Origin of the sequence: Ferrovibrio sp. (genome assembly GCF_965278975.1) — a bacterium.
Lineage (GTDB): Bacteria > Pseudomonadota > Alphaproteobacteria > Ferrovibrionales > Ferrovibrionaceae > Ferrovibrio.
The window spans coordinates 2,217,560-2,236,746 of sequence record NZ_OZ257126.1; the positions used below are offsets into that span (position 1 = coordinate 2,217,560).

Below are 19,187 nucleotides of genomic sequence, written 5' to 3' on the forward strand. Positions count from 1 at the left end.
CTTGGAAGCAATGCTTTCTTATTATTGAATTTCGTCACATTTGCAAACGGCAATTCAACCACAGCGCTGATTGCAACTCCATCCCGGGCCTTAAGTTTCATCAGCAACCGGGGGGTGTGCTGGCTGTCCGGCACGGCTGTAGGTGTTATCCAGTCTCTTCAGAAACAGCTTCGATTGTACAAATCTGATCGGTGGTAAAGTCAACCATCACCGTGGATCGCAAGGCGGTCTCATCCCGCACCCGAAACATCATCACATCGACTAGGCGATGCGCGAATGATTCCTTGCCATCACGATGTTCAAGCACACCGGCATTGCAGAAATAGGTGCCTGGGTTGAGGCTGTTGCGAAAGTTGAAGGCGATGCGCAGGGTGCGGCCCGCTTCCACTTGCTCGATACCGCCGCGCACCGGGTGGGATACGATACCACCCAGTTCAACGCCGACCTTGGATTTCACCAGCATGCCAAAGCGCACGAGCTGCGCTGGCCGGTCGAAGCGAACCGTAAGCACATATTTGTAGCAGGCCCCACGGGCCATGACGTTGACTGGCCGGCCATCATCCAGGAAGAAGCCGGCGCTGAGAATCTCTACTCCGTCAGATTCATAGGATACGGTCGAGGCAACTCTCAGATTGGAATCGAAGAAATCGCTGATGGTGCTGTTTGCCTGTTGGCTGATGGCCAGCACCTCCGGCATAGAGGTGGCCGGTACAGACTCTTCGATGTGATGATTCAGGGTGCGGATTTCCGCACGCAAGGCAGCAACCCTATCCGGTGGTGCATAGGCGAGACGGTGATACTGCGCCACCACGGCCTTCGGCTTGCCATCCATGATTTTTTCGCCGGCATCCAGCAGGATGGCGCGATCACACAGCTCAACGATAAGCGACGCAGCGTGGGTGACGAAAAGAATGGTGGTGCCGCGCTTGCGTAGGTCCTGGATGCGGCCATAGCATTTGCGCTGAAAAGCCTCGTCGCCAACTGCCAGGGCTTCGTCGACAATCAATACATCCGGATTGATAGCGATGGCTGCGGCAAAGGCGAGGCGCACATACATGCCGCTGCTGTAGGTCTTAACCGGCTGATGCACAAAATCGCCAATATCAGCGAAGGCGCAGATATCTTCGATCAGCCGTGGCACATCCTTGGCCGGAACACCCTGCAGCGAGCAATAGAGCTGCACATTTTCCCAGCCGGTGAAATCCGGGTTGAAGCCAGTGCCAAGTTCAAGCAGGGCTGAAACCCGGCCCTCGACACGGACACTGCCGGTGCTGGGCGTCAGGATGCCGCAGAGAATCTGCAGCAAGGTGCTCTTTCCCGAGCCGTTGCGGCCGAGAATGCCGACGCATTCTCCTTGCGCGATACTGATATCGACATTGCGCAGGGCATGAAATTCGCGGTGCAGCTTGCGGCCGCCGAAAGACAGCAACTCCATGAAGCGCTGATTGGCGGAGCCATATATCTTATAGGCCTTGCTGATGCCTTCGAGCTGTATGGCGGCGGGGGATGGCATGCTGCGCATCACGATGATTCAGGCCGAGCCCGGCAGGCGGTGCGTGGCCGCACTGGAAAGGCTTTCCGGCGTGCCGATATCGAGGAAATCGAAGCGACCGGCATGGCAGCCAAGGCTGCCTGGCGGGCATTGCGCCAGCACATCGCGCTCCAGCGAACGTGCCTGTCCTTCGGCAATCCGATCAAGCAGGGGAGCCGACATCAGATAAAGCCCGCAATTGATCAGGCCAGGGCCACCGCCTCCTTTTTCCGCAAAGCTGGCAATGCGGCCTTGGCCATCAAGTGTGATGCGGCCGAAACGGCTGGTATCGGCCACTTCGCCACAAAGCAGCGTGGCGGCGGCGGGATCGGCCTGATGGCGCTGCACCAGGGGTGCCAAATCGGCATCAACGAAGGTATCGCCGTTGCAAACCAGCACTGGATCACTGCGCAGCGCACTGCGGGCATGACGCAGGGCTCCCGCGGTTCCCATCGGTTCCGGCTCGATCACCACCTCAACCGAGAGTGCAGGAGGATGATCGCGAAGATACTGCACCACGACATCGGCGAGATGGCCGAGGCAGAACACGACGCGCCTGGCGCCAAAGCCACCGATCCAGCCCAGAAAATGCTCAATATAGGGCCGGCCCTGTACCGGTGCCAGCAGCTTCGGCGTGGTGCCAAGTACATGACTTACCCGCGTACCCAGGCCGCCGGCCAGCACCGCCACGTCGATCTGATTCAGCACGCCCTGGGTCATGATGCTGCCGGCATGCCGCGTCAGATGTTGGAATACACGCTGTTGCGCAGCATCCGGTAGCCTTTGATCAATTCCTCGATCCCCATGTCAAGGGAATGCTGCGGCATGTATCCGGTGGCTTCGAGGCGGGCATTCGACACGATGTAATCGCGCTTGTCCGGGTCTTCGCCTACCGGTGCTTCCATGAATACGAAGTCAGGCAGGTGCTGCTTGATCCGTTCGCAGAGCTGATATTTGGAAATGTTCGCGTCCGAAAGACCAACATTATAGGGCCTGTCTTTCATGGCTTCGTAATTGGCGATGCCGTGCTGGAAGGCGCGGGCAACATCGCGAACATGGATGAAATTGCGCCGGAAATGCGATTCAAACAGCACGATGAAGCGGTCGGTCACGGCGCGGTGCACGAAATCGTTCACCAGCAGATCAATACGCATGCGCGGCGCCATGCCGAATACGGTGGCAAGGCGGAAGGTGATGAAGTTGCCGCGGTCGAAGATGATCTTCTCGGCTTCCACCTTGTCGATGCCGTAGCGCGAGAGCGGCCGCAGTGGGCTTTCCTCGGTGCAAAGGCCTTCTTCGCCGATACCGTAGCCGCTGTTGGTTACCGGCATCAGCACGCGCTGTTCCGGCGACAGCAGGCGCACCATCATCGCCAGCGCATCCTTGTTCGTGCTGGTGGCGCCCACCGGATCCTTGGCGCAAAGCGGTGCGCCGACCAGTGCGGCAAGCGGGATCACTATATCGGCCTTCGCCAGCAGCGGACGCATAACGCTTTCCTGGCGCACATCGCCATTGACGACGGAGAAGTTCGGATCGGCGCAGCACTGCCCCAGTGAATTCTGCTTGTACATGAAATTGTCTACCACGGTGACCTTATGGCCATCGCCCAGCAGCGCCGGCACCATCATCGAGCCGAGATATCCGGCGCCACCAGTGACCAGGATAGAATACGTCATGCTACAAACTCCCCGGATTTTATGCCGCGCTACAATTCATGCAGCGGCAGTCAGATGATAACAGAGCCTTGTGTATCGAGTTTTATCTTGCGGTGCTTCACGTTGCCCATGGCCGCCAGGAAGGCCGACTGGCGTTCGGGCGGCACGATCAGCAGCAGGAAACCGCCGCCTCCAGCGCCGAGCAACTTGCCGCCGCAGGCGCCGTGAAGCCGCGCCCGCTCGTAGAGTTCGTCGATATTGCTGTTGGAAATGCGGCTGGAAAGCTGCCGCTTGACCAGCCAGCCTTCATGCAGCAGGCGGCCGAACTCTTCCACGATGTGATCCTCGCTGTCGCTTTCCAGCAGATTGACGGCGGTGTCGGTCAGTGCCAGCAGGTGGCCGAGTTCGGTATCGATCTTCTTTTCCACTGTCGAGGAAATCTGCTCCGCCACTGTGGCAGAGGCATGCCGCACAATGCCGGTGTAGATCAGCACCATCGAGTCGATCAGCCGTTCCTGGCAGCGCCCGGCCATCTGCACCGGCGAAAGCCGGATACGGCCGGCTTCAAAATCGAAGCGGTTGATGCCGCCATAGGCGGCATGCAGCTGGTCCTGCACACCGACATTTTCCCGCAGCAATTCCCGTTCAACGAAAATCGCGCGTTTCGCCAGTTCGAATTTGGTCAATGGCTGTTTGCGCAACGCTGAGATCAGGTTCAGCAGGCCAACGGTAAAGGCCGAGGACGAACCCAGGCCGGTGGAGGCTGGCACATCGGAAATGATGCTGATGTCGAGCGGCTGGTCGAATTCGTAATGCTCGAATGCCTTGCGGATCACCGGATGTGCAATGCTGGCCGTATCGGTGACGAATTCGAGTTTGGAGTAGCTGATGCGGTATTTGTATTCAACGATAGGGGAGAGCGGTACGGCAGTGATGTATATGTATTGGTCAATCGCCATCCCGACCACCGCACCATGCCGGCGCTGGAAGTATTCCGGGTAGTCTGTGCCGCCGCCAAAGAAGCTGACGCGGAGCGGTGTGCGCGAGGTAATGATCATTGCCAGGATTCCGAAGGCAATCTGAAGGCTTCGTCAGCCATTGCTGTGCCCTGTATTGTCACTGTGCAGTGCATCAGTTCTTCTGCAGAATTACAACGGACTGGCCAAACGTGCCCATGCCGCTTTCCCTCTTGCCATTGTCGTAGACGATATCCTGTCGCAGCGGAATGGTCGGTTTATCGCCATCAAGGAAGGAGGCCACGGTGAAGCCGAGATGGGTGGCGAAGCTTTCGATCGCGTTGCGATCAAGAAACACATTGAGTGGCCGGGGCAGATCGGCTTTTGAATTGGCTACAGTGGCCGCGAATACCGCCCAATGAGAAGGGATGTGGAATTCGAGAAAGGAAGCAATCACTTTTCCACCCGGCTTGAGGACACGAGCGGCTTCTTCCAGATACTGGAAGCTCTCTTCGTGCAGCAGATGCGTCAGTACGGAAAAGAAGGTGACAAAGTCGGCAGTATTGTTCTGCTCCGGAATCTTGAGGCCATCGGCAACAGCAAAACGGTAATGCTTTGGGTTCTTCCTGATGGCGTATTTGATCAGGTCCTCGACCACATCAATGCCGAGATAGCGGATATTTGTGCGTCTGCTGAGGCAGGCGGCGGTGCGGCCACTGCCACAGCCGACATCGATCAGGTAGTCGCCTCCCTTCATGCCGGCCATGGCCAGCAATTCAGTATGCAGGATGCCGGTCGCTTCATAGTTTCCACCAACCGCCAGGGCCATGGCGGTGTCGATATCATGCTGCCGAAGCAGGTCGGCGACATATTTTTTATAATCGACCGTAAAATGGAATTGCCGCACTTTGCATCCCTTAGTGATCGTGCAATCGGCAGGGCGCAACGGACCTAACCGGTTTGAACAAGCCTCGCCCTCGACCTCTATTCTCTGTAGAGCCTGATGCAGCGCAAGGTCAATCAGCAGCCCCGGTCTACCGGCAGACAGCGGCGAATAAATCAGGGTACATGGCTCCTTGCGGCCGGTGATCCGAAGGGCTGCCGGCCCGGTTGCGGCTTTAACGCCAGTTGGCGGCTGGTATAATTACATATAAATTATGTTGAAATGACTGCATAACCAGTCCTGCCCTTACCGGCTGCGCCCAGTCAAGTCCTTGGCAGTGATGACAGTCCTGGCAAAATATGGCTAATTTCCCTAAGTGCTTCAGGCCCAAAGAGGATGAGCCGTATGATGATGGGACATAATACTGGCGCAATGCCGCAGGAGCAGCTTGCCGCCAATCCGCTGCCGGGTATTCCCGCCATCGACTCGCCGTTTTTCGACCGCCTGTTCGCAGACTGCGATGCAGAGACGCTGGCGCAGGCCCGCTCGCTCCGCGACAACGGCTATGTCGTGATCGATTTCCCCGACAAGGACTTTGCCGCCAGGGCCGAGCGTATCAAGGCTGATCTCAGGCCGCGCTATGATATCGAGGGGTGGAAGCGTTCCGGCTGGCAGGCTGGACAAGGTCTGAGAGTCCAGGATGCCTGGCAGTTTAACGATGACGTAAAATCACTTGCCACCAACCCGACTATTCTTGCGTTGCTGCAGCGTTTCTATGGCCGCCGACCCGTGCCATTCCAGACCCTGAATTTCCCCGTTGGTACGCAGCAATTGCCGCATTCCGACATGTTGCATTTCAATAGCGTACCGGCACATTTTGTGGTTGGGGTGTGGCTGGCGCTCGAAGATACAGACGAGAATAACGGTGCCTTGGAATATTACCCCGGCTCGCACAAGCTGCCGGTCTGCACGAATGAACACACCGGCATATGCGCATCCGCGCAGCCGAACCGGGCCGGGCATTACACCCATCTGGAGCGGGTGTGGCAGGAACTGATCCAGGCTGGAAACTTCGAGCGGAAGATCTTCCGCGCCAAGAAGGGGCAGGCACTGATTTGGGTCGGTAATCTGCTGCATGGCGGCAGCAAGCAGCGTGACCCGGAGCGGACCCGCTGGAGCCAGGTGACGCATTACTATTTCGAGAATTGCTCCTATTACAGCCCGGTCCTGTCGGATCCGGCATTCGGCCAGATGGATTTTCGTACCATCGTCAACCTGCAGAATGGCAAAGTTGAGCCCAACATGTATTCCGGCCTGCCGGTGCCGAACAGCCATATCCAGCAGGTCAAATTGCAGGCGACCAACGGCGGCGCGATGCTTCCGGCAGGGTTTGATCCGGCATTGTACCTGGCGGCGAATCCGGATGTGGCCAAAGCGGGTGCCGATCCGATCCAGCATTACCTGGTATTCGGCTCGCGTGAAGGCCGCCCGCTCCGCCCTTGATCGCTGCTGATACGCTCTGGCGCTTAAGCAGTCCGCCACACCCCACGGTCAGGGCGTGGTCAGCCATTGCACATCTGCCCAGTAGGAATGGTCATAGCTGCCATTGCCAGCGGGGCCAAAGCCGGTGTCGAACACAATCCGTTCGCAGCAGCCATCCGGCAATGCCACCTTGGCGACATGCATGATACGATCGGCAGGATTCTGCGACGGCGCGACATGTTTTGTGAAAAGCGGCCGGCGGCTGCCATCGGCGGCAATGCCGATCAATGAGAAGGTGACGCCATCGCCCGGCGGTGTGGCGGTCCAGACTTCACGGCGGATGCCAAAAGTCACTTCGACCGCGCGGCTGCCCGCGGGTACCCGCCGTTCTATCTGCGTCGGAGCATGGGCCAGCAAAACCTGCCGGCCATCTTCCGCCAGCAGGCGTACATAGAGGTTGCTCTGGCTCGTGGCAGCGCGCAGCTGCTTCAATTCGAACAGCCGGCGGGGCTCGCCCACAAGGGCGTTGCTGCGGTCGGCGGGGCCTGCAAGATCCAGCTTGCTGAACGTCACGCCAATAGTGTCGGCATAGAAAACGGTGTAGTTCGGTTCGACGGTGAAGGTGACCGACTTGACTGCCGACATTGCCCGCACCGGTGCATAGTCGGGTGACGTCAGCGCATGCAGATCGGCTACAGTCTCAACATAGGGCGATAGCAGGAAGCCCTGCCGCGCCAGTGGCGACACGACGCGGTGGCTGATCTTGCGGCCATCGGCCAGTTCCAGCGTCATCATGGTTGGCGGCACTTTGTAGAGAATAGATGCGATGCGTCCAAGCAGTGATAGCTTGATATCAAAGGCGGCCCACAGCAGATTGCCGCCAGGGTCGCCGGTGCCAAGCGGCTGGCCCCAGGTTGTTGCCGTTTGCCCGAGTGGGGTCAGGCTGTAGCTGCCAGGCTGTTTGGCTTTTTCCAGAATGGTGAATTCTGGCGATTGCAGCTCGGAAATCTTGTACCGCGTCAGCAGTTCCAGCCAGGAAAGCGGCTCATCGGCCAATGCATAGCGCCAATCGGTGACAAGCGAGCGGTAGAGAATGAAATCTGCGCTCTTGCCGGATTGGTAGTAGCGCAGATTGCGCTGGGTTTGCGCCTCGTTGAACACACTGAAGGTCTGGAATTCGGGCCGCGGCTGGTAATTCTGTCCGGTCAGGATGGGAATGGCGGCAAAATCCGGGAAACTGTCGACGCTGCCATTCAGGGGCGGCAGCTTCGCCTGACGTGTGATCTCCGTTTTCATGGCCTGGAAGCGGGCTTCCAATTCGCCATCCTTGCGCCGCACCATGTCCGCAATACGGCTGGTGCCATTGGCCAAGGCGGTGGTGACTGTGCCGATGGTAAGTGTCGGCATTTTCCAGGCGGCAATGGTTTGCAGGTTGCCGAGCGCCAGCAGGATCAGCAGGATGGTCGCCAGCAGCTTGCGCAGCGGCGAGAGCGACGTGCGGATCAGCAGCAGGATCGCAACCATCAACAGCACGGTGAAAGCGGTTGCCGCATAGCCGGCATGGGCATCATGCCGTGTGGTGCCATGCTTGAAGTTCATGAAACAGATCAGGCCAATGGTCAGCATTGCGGCGACAGCTTCGAACCAGTGGCGCCGCTGCCATGTTGCCAGCATGACAATGCCTGCCACGGCCAGGGAAGCGAGCACCATGTATCCGGCCTGCAGGAGCAATCCTGGTTCGTCGTAGCCCAGCACCTGGGCGAAGCCGAAATTCGATGCAGCATCCAACGAAGAAGAAAACCACGGCAGAATATTGCCAAAGCTCTGACCAGCAGCCAGCCAGGCCGCCAGGAATGAAGCTGTAGCGACCAGAAAGACGACAGGGATCTGGCGGCGGATTACTATTTCAACAAACCCGATGGCACAGGAGACGCTGAGGAACAGCGCGAAAAAATAGAATTTCAGCGGGGCGGCAATACCGATGGCAACGGCCAGCAGCAATGTGGTGAGCGAAGGGCGCGGGCCGTCATCGAGAATGAAAAAGGACAGCAGCAGGAAAGCATAGTAGATCGTGAAGCGGATATCGGTCGGGCCGCCGAGATACCAGATGCCAATGCAGAGCAGCAGCAAGCCTAGCGGCCAGATCGACCAGTTCTGCTTTTCCATCGCCCAGAGCAGCAGCCGCCATGATGCCATGCCGCTGATCACGGCCAGCAGGATGCGTGTACCGAGCAGGGTTTCGTAGAGGCCTGGATAATAGAAATTGTACATCAGGAACGCACTCGGGCCGTATGGGAAGGCAATGTCTATGCCCCATTGCCGGCCGCGTGCTACCGCGTCAAACACGCCTGCGAACCCGGAATAGTCGACGCCGAGTGTCGCCAAATTGCCCGGCAGTACATAGGGCGACCAGGGAACGAAAACCCAGAGATGAGCCACCAGCAAGATGGCGAGCCAGATTCTGCTCGATGCTGTTTGGGTCTTGTCGTTGAACATCAACCGATCCCCATAAAAATGCTTCTGGCGACCCCTGCGCGACCGGGGCCAGATTTTGCCATCATGGATATAGCAGATTTATCGTCCCCGGCCACGGATGGGCAGGGTATCCCTAGGGGCTGGGAGCTTCCGTTTTCCGTTTCATAGCCAGCCAGGTGACCAGGCCTGGCAAGGCAATAAAGGTGTTGAGCACCCCAAACAGGATCGATACCGGCAGGACGGCTTCCGGTGGGGCGCCAATCAGGCCGAACAGGCTGACCAGGATCACTTCTCTGACCCCCCAGCCTCCGATGCTGATCGGCAGCAGGCCGGCAAGTGTGGCTACCGGCATGATGAACAGCACGGCCCAATAGCTTAGGGACAGGTCGAAGGCGGCGGCCAGACGCCAGATCAGCAGGGCCTGAATTGTCTGCATCAGCAGGGAGAGGGCCAGGCCGGGCAGCATATTGGCCGGGTTGAAAGTGGCTTTGCGCAGAAAGCCGGCGGCGGTCTTCAGATTGTCGATCAGCCTGTGCCGCCGGATCATCCCGGGCAGCCATGCGGCGGCCAGGTCCAGGGTGGCGACAACCAGCCAGCCGGTGATACCCCCCAGGAAAAGCAGTGCCACCGCGCCGGAAACCAGGCGATCCTCGATGCTGTAGAGCAACCAGGGTATGGCGGCGCCCAGGGTCAGGATGGTAGCCAGAAAGCCCTGCAGCCGGTCTGCCAGGGTGACGGCGAGGCTTTCTGTAAAGTGAAAGCCGTAGCGGCGCAAATAGACCACCCGTACTACATCGCCGGCCATTACCGATGGCAGTGTCTGGCTGAAGAAGGCGCCGGTCCAGGTCAATTGCAGCACGCTGGGGAAGGGAATCCGGCTATGCAGGTTCAGCAGCCGATAATAGCGAAAGGCCTGCATCGGGATGGTGGCGAAGAACAGGGCGAAGGGCAGTGCCAGCAGCGAAAAATCAAGGCTCTGCACGCGGCTGAAAAAATCCTGGTTGCCGATTTTATAGAATAAATAACCTACGAGAGATGCGGATACTGTTATCTTTAAGAAAAAAGTGATTCTATACTTGAGCATGCGGGGTTGATTTTCATGAATTATTCTCAGTCAGCCCGCAATGTATATATCGCAGGCCGGTAGTGCAACTGGTTGACTTTATGCCCCCCCGGAAGCATAGAAAGCTCGCAAATAGTGCGGACTAATTGATCCGCTCCAGCGGAGCAGGCGCGGAATTCATGACAGGGACACCGAAGATGGAGTGCAGGTGCTGCGGGTCGTCCCGGCTTGAGAAAGTATTGGATCTTGGGCAGCAGCCCTGGGGCAACCATTTCCTGCCGATGGCCGCTGAAGCTGTGGCTCCGGTCTACCCGCTGGACCTGCTGGTATGCACCGATTGCTGGATGGCCCAGATCAGCTACACCGTGCCGAAGGAAGTCATGTTCGTCGAGCATGACTATGTTTCAGGCACGACCAAATCACTGCGCCGCCATTTCGAAGGTGTTGCTGAATTAATCAAGAATCGCGTTGCCTTTGGTGCCGGCGATTATGTGCTGGATATCGGCGGTAACGATGGCACCTTCCTGCAGAGCGTGCAGCATTTCGGCATCGATACGCTGAATGTCGAATCTGGCAGCCGCCAGGCGACATTGTCGCAGCAAGCGGGCGTGCCTACGCTTAATGCCTTCTTCAATGCGGAGACGGCAGCGGATATCCGCCGCGAGCGCGGGCCGGCCAAGGTGATTCACGGCTCGGGCGTGTTCTTCCATCTCGAAGAATTGCATTCCGTGTTCCGTGGCATCAAGGAACTGCTGGCGTCTGATGGTTTCGTCGTTGCTGAGTTCATCTATTTTCCGGGCATGATCGAAGGCATGGCCTTCGATCAGATCTATCACGAGCATCTGACCTATTACGCGATCACCACTTTTGACCGGTTGCTGGCCCGCCATGGCCTGAAGATCGTGGATGCCGAGCTGATGCCGATTCACGGTGGCAGCTGCATCGCCTGGATTACCCATGCCGATACGGTGCCGGAAAGCGCGGCCGTGGCGGCTTTGCGGCAGAAGGAGCAGGCGCTCGGGCTGGAGACGCTGGAGCTCTACCGTGGTTGGGCCGACAGGATTGCCGCGCTGCGCGACAAACTGGTGGCGCTGGTTCACGGGTTGCGCCGGCAGGGCCTTACCATTCACGCCCTTGGGGCGCCGGTGAAGGGGTCTACGATTTTGAATTACTGCGGCTTCACCACGGATGACATTGCCTGTGCCGTGGAGATCAATGAGTTGAAGGTCGGCAAGCGGGTGCCGGGTGCGGGATTGCCGGTATATCATCAGGATCGCGTTCCGCCGCCCGATGCCTATCTGCTGCTGGCCTGGAATTTCCGTGAAGAGGCACTGGCGCGACTTGGTGATTTCCGCGCCAAGGGCGGCAAGATCATCGTGCCGCTGCCTGCCCCTGAGATCATCTGACCCGGAAACAGCCCGCCATGCCGAATGCCATAGTCACAGGGGCCACGGGTTTTCTCGGCACAGCTTTGCTGCGCCGCCTGCGGGCCGATGGCTGGAACGTATTGGCGTTGTCGTCGCGGGATGCGGATTTGCGCGATAGCCGCTCGCTGGATCGCTTCAACGACAGCAAGTTCGATCGCATTTTCCACTTGGCGGCCTGGACGCAGGCCGGTGATTTCTGCCTCTATCATCCCGGCGAGCAGTGGATCATCAACCAGCAGATCAATACCACGGTGCTGGCCTGGTGGCAGGCACGGCAGCCGCAAGCAAAGCTGGTTTCCATAGGCACGAGCTGTGTCTACGAGGAAGGCAGGGACCTGCGCGAGGAAAATTACTTACGCGGCGAGCCGATTGCTGACCTTTACACCTATGCCATGACCAAGCGCATGCTGCTGATCGGGCAGCAGAGTCTGGCGCGGCAATATGGCTTGAAATACCTCACCGTGGTGCCATCGACGCTATATGGGCCGGATTACCATATCGGCACCAAGCAGATGCATTTCATTTTCGATGTGGCCTGGAAGATTCTCGGCCTCAAGCATTGCGGCACGCCGGCAGTGCTGTGGGGCGATGGTCATCAGCGCCGCGAACTGATCTTCATCGATGACTTTATCGACGCGATGATGGCACTGGATGCCGTTGCGGAGAATGATGTCGTCAATATCGGTGGTGGCGAGGATCATTCGATACGGGAATTCGCCGGTTTCATCTGCTCGGCCATCGGCCTTGCTCCGGATGCGATCCAGTATGATACGTCGCGCTATGTCGGCGCGAAGTCCAAGATGCTGAATATCGAACACCTGCAGTCTCTGCTGCCGCAACGCCAGCGCACCTCCCTCGCCGAGGGCATGCGGATAACCCTGGAATGGCTGGAGCCGCGGTTTCTCGCCATGCAGCAATCGAAACCCACTTCATGACGACGGTCCGCCATGCCATCTGAGGGCAACATTGCCGTGTCCGACCCGCGCACAGGCATATTGAGCCAGCCGGTCTCGATCCTGATGCCGGTGTATAACGAGCAGGACATCATACGGCATGTGCTGGATGAATGGATCCGCGAGGTGATGGTATTCCTGCCTGCTGGTAGTGAACTGGTGCTTGACGATTGCTCAAACGATGGCACCGAAGTGATTCTCGCCGAAATGGCCCGCGAATATCCATTTCTGCGGATCAATACTTCGCAGAAAGACGGCTTTGCCAAGGCGGCGCGGCGGCTTTATACGCTGGCTGCCTGCCCGCTGATTTTTTTCACCGATTCCGATGGTCAGTATGTGCCCAGCGACTTCTGGCTCGATGCCGCAAGGATGCGCGAGGCCGATATGGTGCACGGTTACAAGGCCAGCCGTTCCGACCCGTTCTATCGCGTCATCTCATCTCGGATCTTCAATATGGTGGTGCGGCTGATGTTCGGCATCAGCGGCAGCGATATCAATTCGGCATTCCGCTTGATGCGCCGGGAATTGATCGAGGACCAGCTACCGGCCACCCATTGCATGCCGATGCTGATCAATGCCGAACTGTATGTGCGGGCCAAATGGGCTGGCTACAGGATCGTTGATATTCCAATTCAGCACCGCGAGCGTCCATTCGGGCCGAGCAAAAGCCTGCCGTTCAAGACTTTCTTCTGGCATGGCTGGCGGGCTTTCCTGGGGGCGTTGGAGCTGCGTGCCGAATTGCGAGGGATCAAGCGCAAATAACGGACCCGCTGTAGCGCCAGGCGCCGGTAGGGTAGAAATATGGGGGTAGTTATGATGCGTTTCCTGCGTAACCGCTTCGGCACACCTGCCGATGCACTGCTCTCGCTCAGCGCATTGATCGCCATAATTCTGTTTGCCTATCACTTCATGGTCGTCGCGCATTACGCCGTCGACGTTCCATGGGCCGATGACTGGGCGGTGTATTATCCTGGCGACAAGCGCGAGTTGCCGCAGCCGTTCAATTTCGCCTGGCTGTTTTCGGCGCATGGTCCGCATATCATCGTCACCACTCGGGTGATGACGTATTTTTTGTATCTGACGACCAATCTTGATTTTGCGGTTTATCAGATTTTGAATTTCATCATTTTTGGTTTCTTGTGCTGGCTGGCCTATTTCCTGCTGGGCAGGCTGGATGTGTTCGGCAAAGTTGGGCGGGCGGCGATCTGTGTCGCCGTATTTTTCACACTGGATTCAAAATTGTGGGAATTGCATGGCTGGATCGGCACCGGCTCCAACATGCATTTCGTTTTCATCTTTGCATTGCTGGCGCTGCTGGTGCTGTATCTGAATGAATGGCCAGCGCCGGTACGCATGTTCCTCGGCGGACTTTGCCTTGCTTTGTCGATGCTGTCCAGCGGCTGGGGTTTCGGCTGGGCTGTGGGCCTGCTGGGTTTCCTGCTGATTGCCTACCTGATATCGCTGGCGGGTGTCAGTGATACGGCTCTCTGCCGACAGGAGCTGATGCGCAATCTGCCAATGTTCCTGCTGCTGATCGCCGTTGGCGTCTGGCTCCAGCTGATGTCGAAGGAGCCGACGCCTGAACTGGCCTTTCCATGGCAGGCCGGCTACTGGGATTTTGCTCTGAACGTGACGGCCAATGCCTTTGGTTTCGACACCTATAGCCGGATGTCCTGGTTGCTCGGTCTGGCCTGTCTGGTGATTTGCTTGGTGCCGGTGTTTGGCATGTGCTTCGGATTGCGCGACCGCAAGGATTTTATCACTGCCTTGGTGATTGCCGCCCCGATTGTCAGTGGCCTGTTGGCTACGGCATTGACCGCGATCGGACGTGGCAACCCGGAAATATTTGCTCCGACTTCCTCCAAGTCGGTGCATTATGCCGCGCCGTTGGCCGTGGCAATGCCGTTCGTGGTTGCGGGTTGGCTGTATTTCCTGCGCCGCTGGCGTATCGCCCAGATTGGGTCTGTTGCCGCGCTGCTCGTTGCCCTGCTGATCGGTCATTGGGATGGCCTACGGTTCGCTTCCCGCTACGCTCCCGTGTCGTATTCGAAGCAGGTTGCCCTGCGTTGCTACAAGGATTATGTGGCCGGGATTGCCGAGCAGGCGAATTTTGATCCCAATCCCAATCGCTACAACTGGAGCAAGCCGGCGCTTTGCAACGACCTGCGGTTCAATATGGCGCCGGTACTGCGCAATGCCTGGAACAAGAGGGTGAGCTTCGGCACAAAGACGGTGATACGGCCCTGGCAGCCGCCACGCTGAGGTGATTGGCCCAGGTTCACGACTCCAGGGGATCGATGATTCTCGCTACTGCCACCGGTAACCAGCGTTTTCCAGGCTCGCCCGTCGCAGACTGGGCTGTCTTGCTGTCGGTTTTCTTCGGCTCATTCGGCTGGCTGATCTATTATGCGCCGGCACTCGATTTTCTGGTCAGCAGCGTCGACCAGGGATCGCAGATGACGCTTGGCATTGCATTATTGGCCGGCAGAGTGCAGGGCATCGATATTGTTTGGGTTTATGGTCCCCTGGTCGGTTGGGCTTCGGCACTGGGCCTGAAATTCGCCCCCGGCTATACCGGCGAAGTGGTTATCTGTGCGTTTGGCTATGCCTTATCGCTGACAATCATGGCCGGCATCCTGCTGCGCCGCGTACCGTTGCTGGCCGTGCTGGCAGCCGTGCTTCTCACGGCTCTGCTGCTGTCCCGTTTCTATAAGTGGTACTACTGGTTCTTTCCCTTGCTGCAATTGGCCTTGTGCTTGGGCTGGCGGCAGTGTCTGGGCCAGACCCGGGCTGAGGCCGGTATTCTGTTCATCTGGGGATTGTCTGGCGGCATTGCGTTTCTTTTCCGGCCGGACCTCGGCGCTCTGTCCCTCGGCCTGTTCGCCGTGATATGGGCAGTGAGCCTCGCCGAATCAAGCAGAGGCTCCTCTCGCGTGGCTGCTTCCCGGCTGGGGAGCTTCGTTGCAGGCTATGCGCTGGTGCAAGCCACCTGGATCGCCCTTTATGGCTTCGAGGCATGGCTAGGTTTCATTGTCGGCTTTGCCGCTAGCCTGACCTCGGCGGTGGTTGATGCTGGACAGAAGCCCACGGCGTTCCGGGTGGCCTTTGCGATCCAGAGCACTGCCTTGCTGGTCATACAGGTGGGGTTGCCGTGTTTAGCCGCAGCCACCATCTGGGTCATCATTCGCGGCTTGTGGCGTGGCCGGCGGATTGATGCCTACCGGTCCGCACTCCTGGTTACAGCTCTGGTTTCGCTTGGTGTCTATCCGCAGGCCATGCATCGCGCGGATGCACAGCATCTGCTGCAGGTCATCCCCCCCTTCATCCTCCTGCTTAGCTTGCTGGCCTTTGTACCTGGTGTGCGGCTGTCGCTCCGCCTGTTGGTGGCACTAATGTTGCCGCCGCTGCTTATCCTTGTTGGCGCGGGCCGCGTCGATCTCGATTTCCGGCAGCGGGATTTCTCGCAATACTGGGCCACTGTGGCCGGCTTGCCATACAGTTTCCGGGGGCATCCGTCAGCGGATATGGCAGCCGCCATTATGGAACGCACAGACCCGGCGGATGGTATCTATACGCCGATGCGGTTGACCCCATCGCCGGTACTGGTGATGGCTGGGCGCTATATGACCGGACTGTATCTGGTGCATTTTCCCACATATTTGGAAGCCGGCCCCTGGGCAGCGCGTCACCGAGAAGCCGTTCTGCGCAGTGATCCAAAATACTTGCTGGTACTGCGTCAGGAATGGACCGGCAATTTCAACCCGCTTATTCCGCCTTTCGATGTCGAACTGCTGCGCCGCTGGCACCACGACTATTCCATCGTGGTTTATGAGAATCGTCTGTTTCAATTGCTTGCCAGACCAGCAGCGATGCCTGCTGCGGACGGCTGAGGCACAGCACTGTTAGGCCGCTGGCCGGCGGGCTTGCTGCAAAGCATAGCAGCCGAACAGAAACAGGCGGTGATCCCGTTTGCCGGCCATATGCTCCTGCCACAAGCGAGTGACGCCAGCCTGCGACATGCCATCAGCCGCCATCGGTGGCTGGTCGTGCATGTACTGCCGCAGCCAGTGCAGCAATGGGATACCGAAGCCTTTTTTCGGCCGCTTCAGCACGTCAGGAGGCAGCAGGCGCGCCAAGGCTTTGCGCAGAATGACCTTGCCAGTGTTGCCGGCAAACTTGTGTCGGTTCGGCAGGCGCTGGCAGAAAGCCAGGATGTCGTTGTCGAGAAACACCGCACGTGTTTCCAGCGATACCGCCATGGAGGTGCGGTCCGTCTTGGTCAGGATGTTTTCCGGCAGATAGAAGCGGGTGTAAAAATCCAGGCTGGCATCGATCATGTCGCCGCCGGCGCGATCCCAAGCTTCCATCGCTTCGCTATACAGCGTATCGGCATCAAGCGGGGCGAGGAACACGGCTTCGAACAGGTCCGGGGCCAGTGGCGCCATCCAGGCCGGGTTGCGGCGTGATGCCGGATGGCCCAGGCCCTGCAGGCTGCGGCGCAGCTTGAAGTCCAGGCTGAGATAGCCCCCCGTCACCGGCATGAGGTCGATCAGCCTGCGCAGGCCGCGATGCAGCCAGGGCGGCGTCACGGCAGTATAGAGTTGCCCCGGACGCAGTGCCTTGAACGGCGCATAGCCGGCGAAAAGCTCATCGCCACCGTCGCCGGTCAACGCTACCGTCACCTTCTCGCGGGCGAACTTGCTGAGGAAATAGGTTGGCAGCAACGAGGGATCGACAATCGGTTCGCCGAGCCCGTCGAGTACCATCGGTGCTTCGGCCCCCATCGCAGCCATGTTCAGGACGCGGACGGCATGATCGGTGCCGAAATATCTTGCTACTTGCTCGGCATTTGCCGATTCATCGTAGCTCGGCTCGTCAAAACCTACAGTAAAGCTCTTGACCAGCGCCGGATTCTGGATGCGGCAGGCATTCGCCAGAATGGCGCTGGAATCTATGCCGCCGCTGAGGAAGATGCCGACCGGCACATCGGCCATCAGCCGCCGGGCCGTTGCCTGCCGGATCAGGCCGTCCAGTTCTTCGGCCAGGCTGTCGGCCGTGCGGTTGCCAAGGGCGGTATCTGGCGCAATGCGGAAATCCCAATAGATACCGTCCTGCAGGTTACCAGTGGCGAGATCCAGTTCCAGCCAGCCGCCGGCTTTCAGCTTGCTGCAGCCCTTGTAGAGGGTGCGGGGGGCGGGAATGTAGCCATAGGCGAAATACTTCTGCAATCCGACAGGATCCAGTGCCGTATCAATGGCGGGATGCAGCAACAGCGCCGGCAGTTCGGATGCGAAGGAGAAACTTTCGGCGGTCTTGGCGTAGTAGAGCGGTTTCTCGCCGCAGCGGTCGCGAGCCAGAAACAGGCAGTTGCGCTCCAGATCCAGGATGCAGAAGGCAAACATGCCATTCAGGCGGTCACAAACCGCCCGGCCCCATTCACGATAGCCGATCAACAGAGCTTCAGTATCGCTGTGGTCGCTTAGGAAGCGGTGTCCGCGTGCTTCCAGTTCCTGGCGCAGTTCGGCGTGATTGTATATTTCGCCATTGAAGACGATGCAGTAGCGGCGGTCATGGCTCCACATCGGCTGCGCGCCGGCCGCGATGTCGATGATTGATAGCCGGCGATGGCCGAGGAAAACCGGATGCTGGTTGTCGGCATACAGGCCTTCACCATCCGGGCCGCGATGGGCCAGTGCATCGGTCATCGCCTGCAGAATATTGATGTTGCCGATGCCGTAGAAGCCAGTGATGCCGCACATCGCCGTCGATCTCTGGCGTTCGTCTAGCTGCTGCCGTGGGCAGGCGGTGAGCTTACGCGGTCTTTTACCGTGTAGGCGCGCTTGCCTTGGGATTCGTAGTATGTGCGGACAATCATCTCCGCCAGGATACCCATAAGAATGAACATCAGGCCGGTCACGAACAGCATCACGGTGAGCAGCGGCAAGGGAGTCATGATGAAGGACGTGCCGTTGATCAATTTCAGAGCCACTGCTGCCAAGCCGGAAAGGAAGGAGGTGGCCAGCAGGCCAAAGCCAAATCCGCCGAAGAAATAGCCGGGCTTGGTGAAATACCGCTCAAGGAAAACGATCAGCACCAGATCGAGCAGCACCTTGAAGATACGGTTCATGCCGTATTTCGAGTTGCCGACGGTGCGGGGGCGATGGTTCACGGCAATCTCGGTCCAGCGTGCGCCTTGCCAGGCGGCATAGATCGGGATGAAGCGGTGCATCTCGCCATAGAGCTGCACATCCTTGATCACGTCGCGATGATAGGCTTTCAGGGAGCAGCCATAGTCATGCAGATGCACGCCGGAGATTTTGGAAATCAGCGCGTTCGCCACCCGGCTCAGGAACACCCGCTTCACCTTGGCGTCCTGGCGGTTGAAGCGCCAGCCGGAGACCACTTCATAGCCTTCTTCCAGTTTGGCGATCAGGCGCGGAATGTCTTCGGGGTCATTTTGCAGGTCGGCATCGATCGGAATCAGAATCTCGCCCTTGGCTTCATCGATCGCGGCCATCATGGCAGCCGTCTGGCCGCTATTGCGGCGGAAGCGCAGCGCACTGATATGGGGGAAGCGCTGGGTCGCCTGGGTGATCTCGGCGAAGGAGGCATCCTTGCTGCCATCATCCACCAGGATGATTTCATAAGGCCGTCCCAGCCTTCCCATCACATCGGTAAGAGCAGTGGCAAGCGGCATGATATTGCCGCTTTCGTTGTAGATGGGGACAAGAACGGAAATCATGGTTTCAGTCAGCCCAAAGT

Annotated in this window: 15 protein-coding genes; 6 read left to right on the forward strand and 9 right to left on the reverse strand. The window is 58.5% G+C overall.

Annotation, left to right across the window (positions count from 1 at the left end):
* Positions 1 to 145: 145 nt before the first annotated feature.
* From ACQY7X_RS10695 to ACQY7X_RS10715, 5 genes are all read right to left on the reverse strand, one after another.
* A complete protein-coding gene (locus ACQY7X_RS10695) occupies positions 146 to 1,522 on the reverse strand; it encodes an ABC transporter ATP-binding protein (RefSeq protein WP_428249902.1) in 1,377 nt (458 codons plus the stop codon).
* A gap of 9 nt (positions 1,523 to 1,531) precedes the next feature.
* A complete protein-coding gene (locus ACQY7X_RS10700) occupies positions 1,532 to 2,251 on the reverse strand; it encodes a sugar phosphate nucleotidyltransferase (protein ID WP_428249903.1) in 720 nt (239 codons plus the stop codon).
* 20 nt (positions 2,252 to 2,271) lie between these two features.
* A complete protein-coding gene (locus tag ACQY7X_RS10705) occupies positions 2,272 to 3,207 on the reverse strand; it encodes an NAD-dependent epimerase/dehydratase family protein (protein WP_428249904.1) in 936 nt (311 codons plus the stop codon).
* A 50-nt stretch (positions 3,208 to 3,257) separates the two neighbouring features.
* Positions 3,258 to 4,244: a kinase gene (locus ACQY7X_RS10710; protein WP_428249905.1), complete on the reverse strand. Its 987-nt coding sequence runs from the start codon at positions 4,242 to 4,244 to the stop codon at positions 3,258 to 3,260.
* A gap of 73 nt (positions 4,245 to 4,317) precedes the next feature.
* Positions 4,318 to 5,049 (reverse strand): class I SAM-dependent methyltransferase, encoded by a 732-nt coding sequence (locus ACQY7X_RS10715; RefSeq protein ID WP_428249906.1) that lies wholly within the window; start codon positions 5,047 to 5,049, stop codon positions 4,318 to 4,320.
* A 381-nt stretch (positions 5,050 to 5,430) separates the two neighbouring features.
* On the opposite strand from ACQY7X_RS10715, the gene ACQY7X_RS10720 reads away from it, so the two are divergent.
* Complete coding sequence (locus tag ACQY7X_RS10720; protein WP_428249907.1) at positions 5,431 to 6,528, forward strand: phytanoyl-CoA dioxygenase family protein; 1,098 nt, start codon at positions 5,431 to 5,433, stop codon at positions 6,526 to 6,528.
* A 48-nt stretch (positions 6,529 to 6,576) separates the two neighbouring features.
* Here ACQY7X_RS10720 and ACQY7X_RS10725 read toward each other — a convergent pair whose 3' ends face one another.
* A complete protein-coding gene (locus tag ACQY7X_RS10725; RefSeq protein WP_428249908.1) occupies positions 6,577 to 9,003 on the reverse strand; it encodes a hypothetical protein in 2,427 nt (808 codons plus the stop codon).
* A gap of 112 nt (positions 9,004 to 9,115) precedes the next feature.
* Positions 9,116 to 10,066, reverse strand: a complete 951-nt coding sequence (locus ACQY7X_RS10730; RefSeq protein ID WP_428249909.1) for a lysylphosphatidylglycerol synthase transmembrane domain-containing protein — start codon at positions 10,064 to 10,066, stop codon at positions 9,116 to 9,118.
* Between the two features lie 218 nt (positions 10,067 to 10,284).
* Between ACQY7X_RS10730 and ACQY7X_RS10735 the strand changes: the two genes are divergently transcribed.
* The 5 genes from ACQY7X_RS10735 to ACQY7X_RS10755 all read left to right on the forward strand — a co-directional run bounded on the left by ACQY7X_RS10735 (position 10,285) and on the right by ACQY7X_RS10755 (position 16,315).
* Positions 10,285 to 11,451 (forward strand): class I SAM-dependent methyltransferase, encoded by a 1,167-nt coding sequence (locus ACQY7X_RS10735; RefSeq protein ID WP_428249910.1) that lies wholly within the window; start codon positions 10,285 to 10,287, stop codon positions 11,449 to 11,451.
* Positions 11,452 to 11,468: 17 nt separating this feature from the next.
* The gene (locus ACQY7X_RS10740) at positions 11,469 to 12,407 is read left to right on the forward strand and encodes an NAD-dependent epimerase/dehydratase family protein (protein WP_428249911.1); all 939 of its coding nucleotides are present in this window, start codon (positions 11,469 to 11,471) and stop codon (positions 12,405 to 12,407) included.
* Positions 12,408 to 12,491: 84 nt separating this feature from the next.
* The gene (locus ACQY7X_RS10745) at positions 12,492 to 13,187 is read left to right on the forward strand and encodes a glycosyltransferase family 2 protein (protein WP_428250052.1); all 696 of its coding nucleotides are present in this window, start codon (positions 12,492 to 12,494) and stop codon (positions 13,185 to 13,187) included.
* 51 nt (positions 13,188 to 13,238) lie between these two features.
* Positions 13,239 to 14,687 carry a hypothetical protein gene (locus ACQY7X_RS10750; protein WP_428249912.1) on the forward strand — a complete coding sequence of 483 codons (1,449 nt, stop codon included), beginning with the start codon at positions 13,239 to 13,241 and terminating at the stop codon, positions 14,685 to 14,687.
* 35 nt (positions 14,688 to 14,722) lie between these two features.
* Complete coding sequence (locus ACQY7X_RS10755; protein ID WP_428249913.1) at positions 14,723 to 16,315, forward strand: hypothetical protein; 1,593 nt, start codon at positions 14,723 to 14,725, stop codon at positions 16,313 to 16,315.
* A 12-nt stretch (positions 16,316 to 16,327) separates the two neighbouring features.
* On the opposite strand, the gene asnB is transcribed toward ACQY7X_RS10755, so the two are convergent.
* The gene (asnB, locus tag ACQY7X_RS10760) at positions 16,328 to 18,184 is read right to left on the reverse strand and encodes an asparagine synthase (glutamine-hydrolyzing) (RefSeq protein ID WP_428249914.1); all 1,857 of its coding nucleotides are present in this window, start codon (positions 18,182 to 18,184) and stop codon (positions 16,328 to 16,330) included.
* Between the two features lie 23 nt (positions 18,185 to 18,207).
* Positions 18,208 to 19,167 (reverse strand): glycosyltransferase family 2 protein, encoded by a 960-nt coding sequence (locus ACQY7X_RS10765; protein ID WP_428249915.1) that lies wholly within the window; start codon positions 19,165 to 19,167, stop codon positions 18,208 to 18,210.
* Between the last annotated feature and the right edge of the window lie 20 nt (positions 19,168 to 19,187).

Bases quoted from the DNA above. Each gene is read 5' to 3' on its own strand.
- ACQY7X_RS10730 (WP_428249909.1), bottom strand. From the start codon at position 10,066: ATGCTCAAGTATAGAATCACTTTTTTCTTAAAGATAACAGTATCCGCA.
- ACQY7X_RS10725 (WP_428249908.1), bottom strand. From the start codon at position 9,003: ATGTTCAACGACAAGACCCAAACAGCATCGAGCAGAATCTGGCTCGCC.
- ACQY7X_RS10750 (WP_428249912.1), top strand. From the start codon at position 13,239: ATGATGCGTTTCCTGCGTAACCGCTTCGGCACACCTGCCGATGCACTG.
- ACQY7X_RS10765 (WP_428249915.1), bottom strand. From the start codon at position 19,167: ATGATTTCCGTTCTTGTCCCCATCTACAACGAAAGCGGCAATATCATG.
- ACQY7X_RS10745 (WP_428250052.1), top strand. From the start codon at position 12,492: ATGCCGGTGTATAACGAGCAGGACATCATACGGCATGTGCTGGATGAA.
- ACQY7X_RS10720 (WP_428249907.1), top strand. From the start codon at position 5,431: ATGATGATGGGACATAATACTGGCGCAATGCCGCAGGAGCAGCTTGCC.
- ACQY7X_RS10695 (WP_428249902.1), bottom strand. From the start codon at position 1,522: ATGCGCAGCATGCCATCCCCCGCCGCCATACAGCTCGAAGGCATCAGC.
- ACQY7X_RS10700 (WP_428249903.1), bottom strand. From the start codon at position 2,251: ATGACCCAGGGCGTGCTGAATCAGATCGACGTGGCGGTGCTGGCCGGC.
- ACQY7X_RS10740 (WP_428249911.1), top strand. From the start codon at position 11,469: ATGCCGAATGCCATAGTCACAGGGGCCACGGGTTTTCTCGGCACAGCT.
- ACQY7X_RS10755 (WP_428249913.1), top strand. From the start codon at position 14,723: ATGATTCTCGCTACTGCCACCGGTAACCAGCGTTTTCCAGGCTCGCCC.
- ACQY7X_RS10705 (WP_428249904.1), bottom strand. From the start codon at position 3,207: ATGACGTATTCTATCCTGGTCACTGGTGGCGCCGGATATCTCGGCTCG.
- ACQY7X_RS10710 (WP_428249905.1), bottom strand. From the start codon at position 4,244: ATGATCATTACCTCGCGCACACCGCTCCGCGTCAGCTTCTTTGGCGGC.
- asnB (WP_428249914.1), bottom strand. From the start codon at position 18,184: ATGTGCGGCATCACTGGCTTCTACGGCATCGGCAACATCAATATTCTG.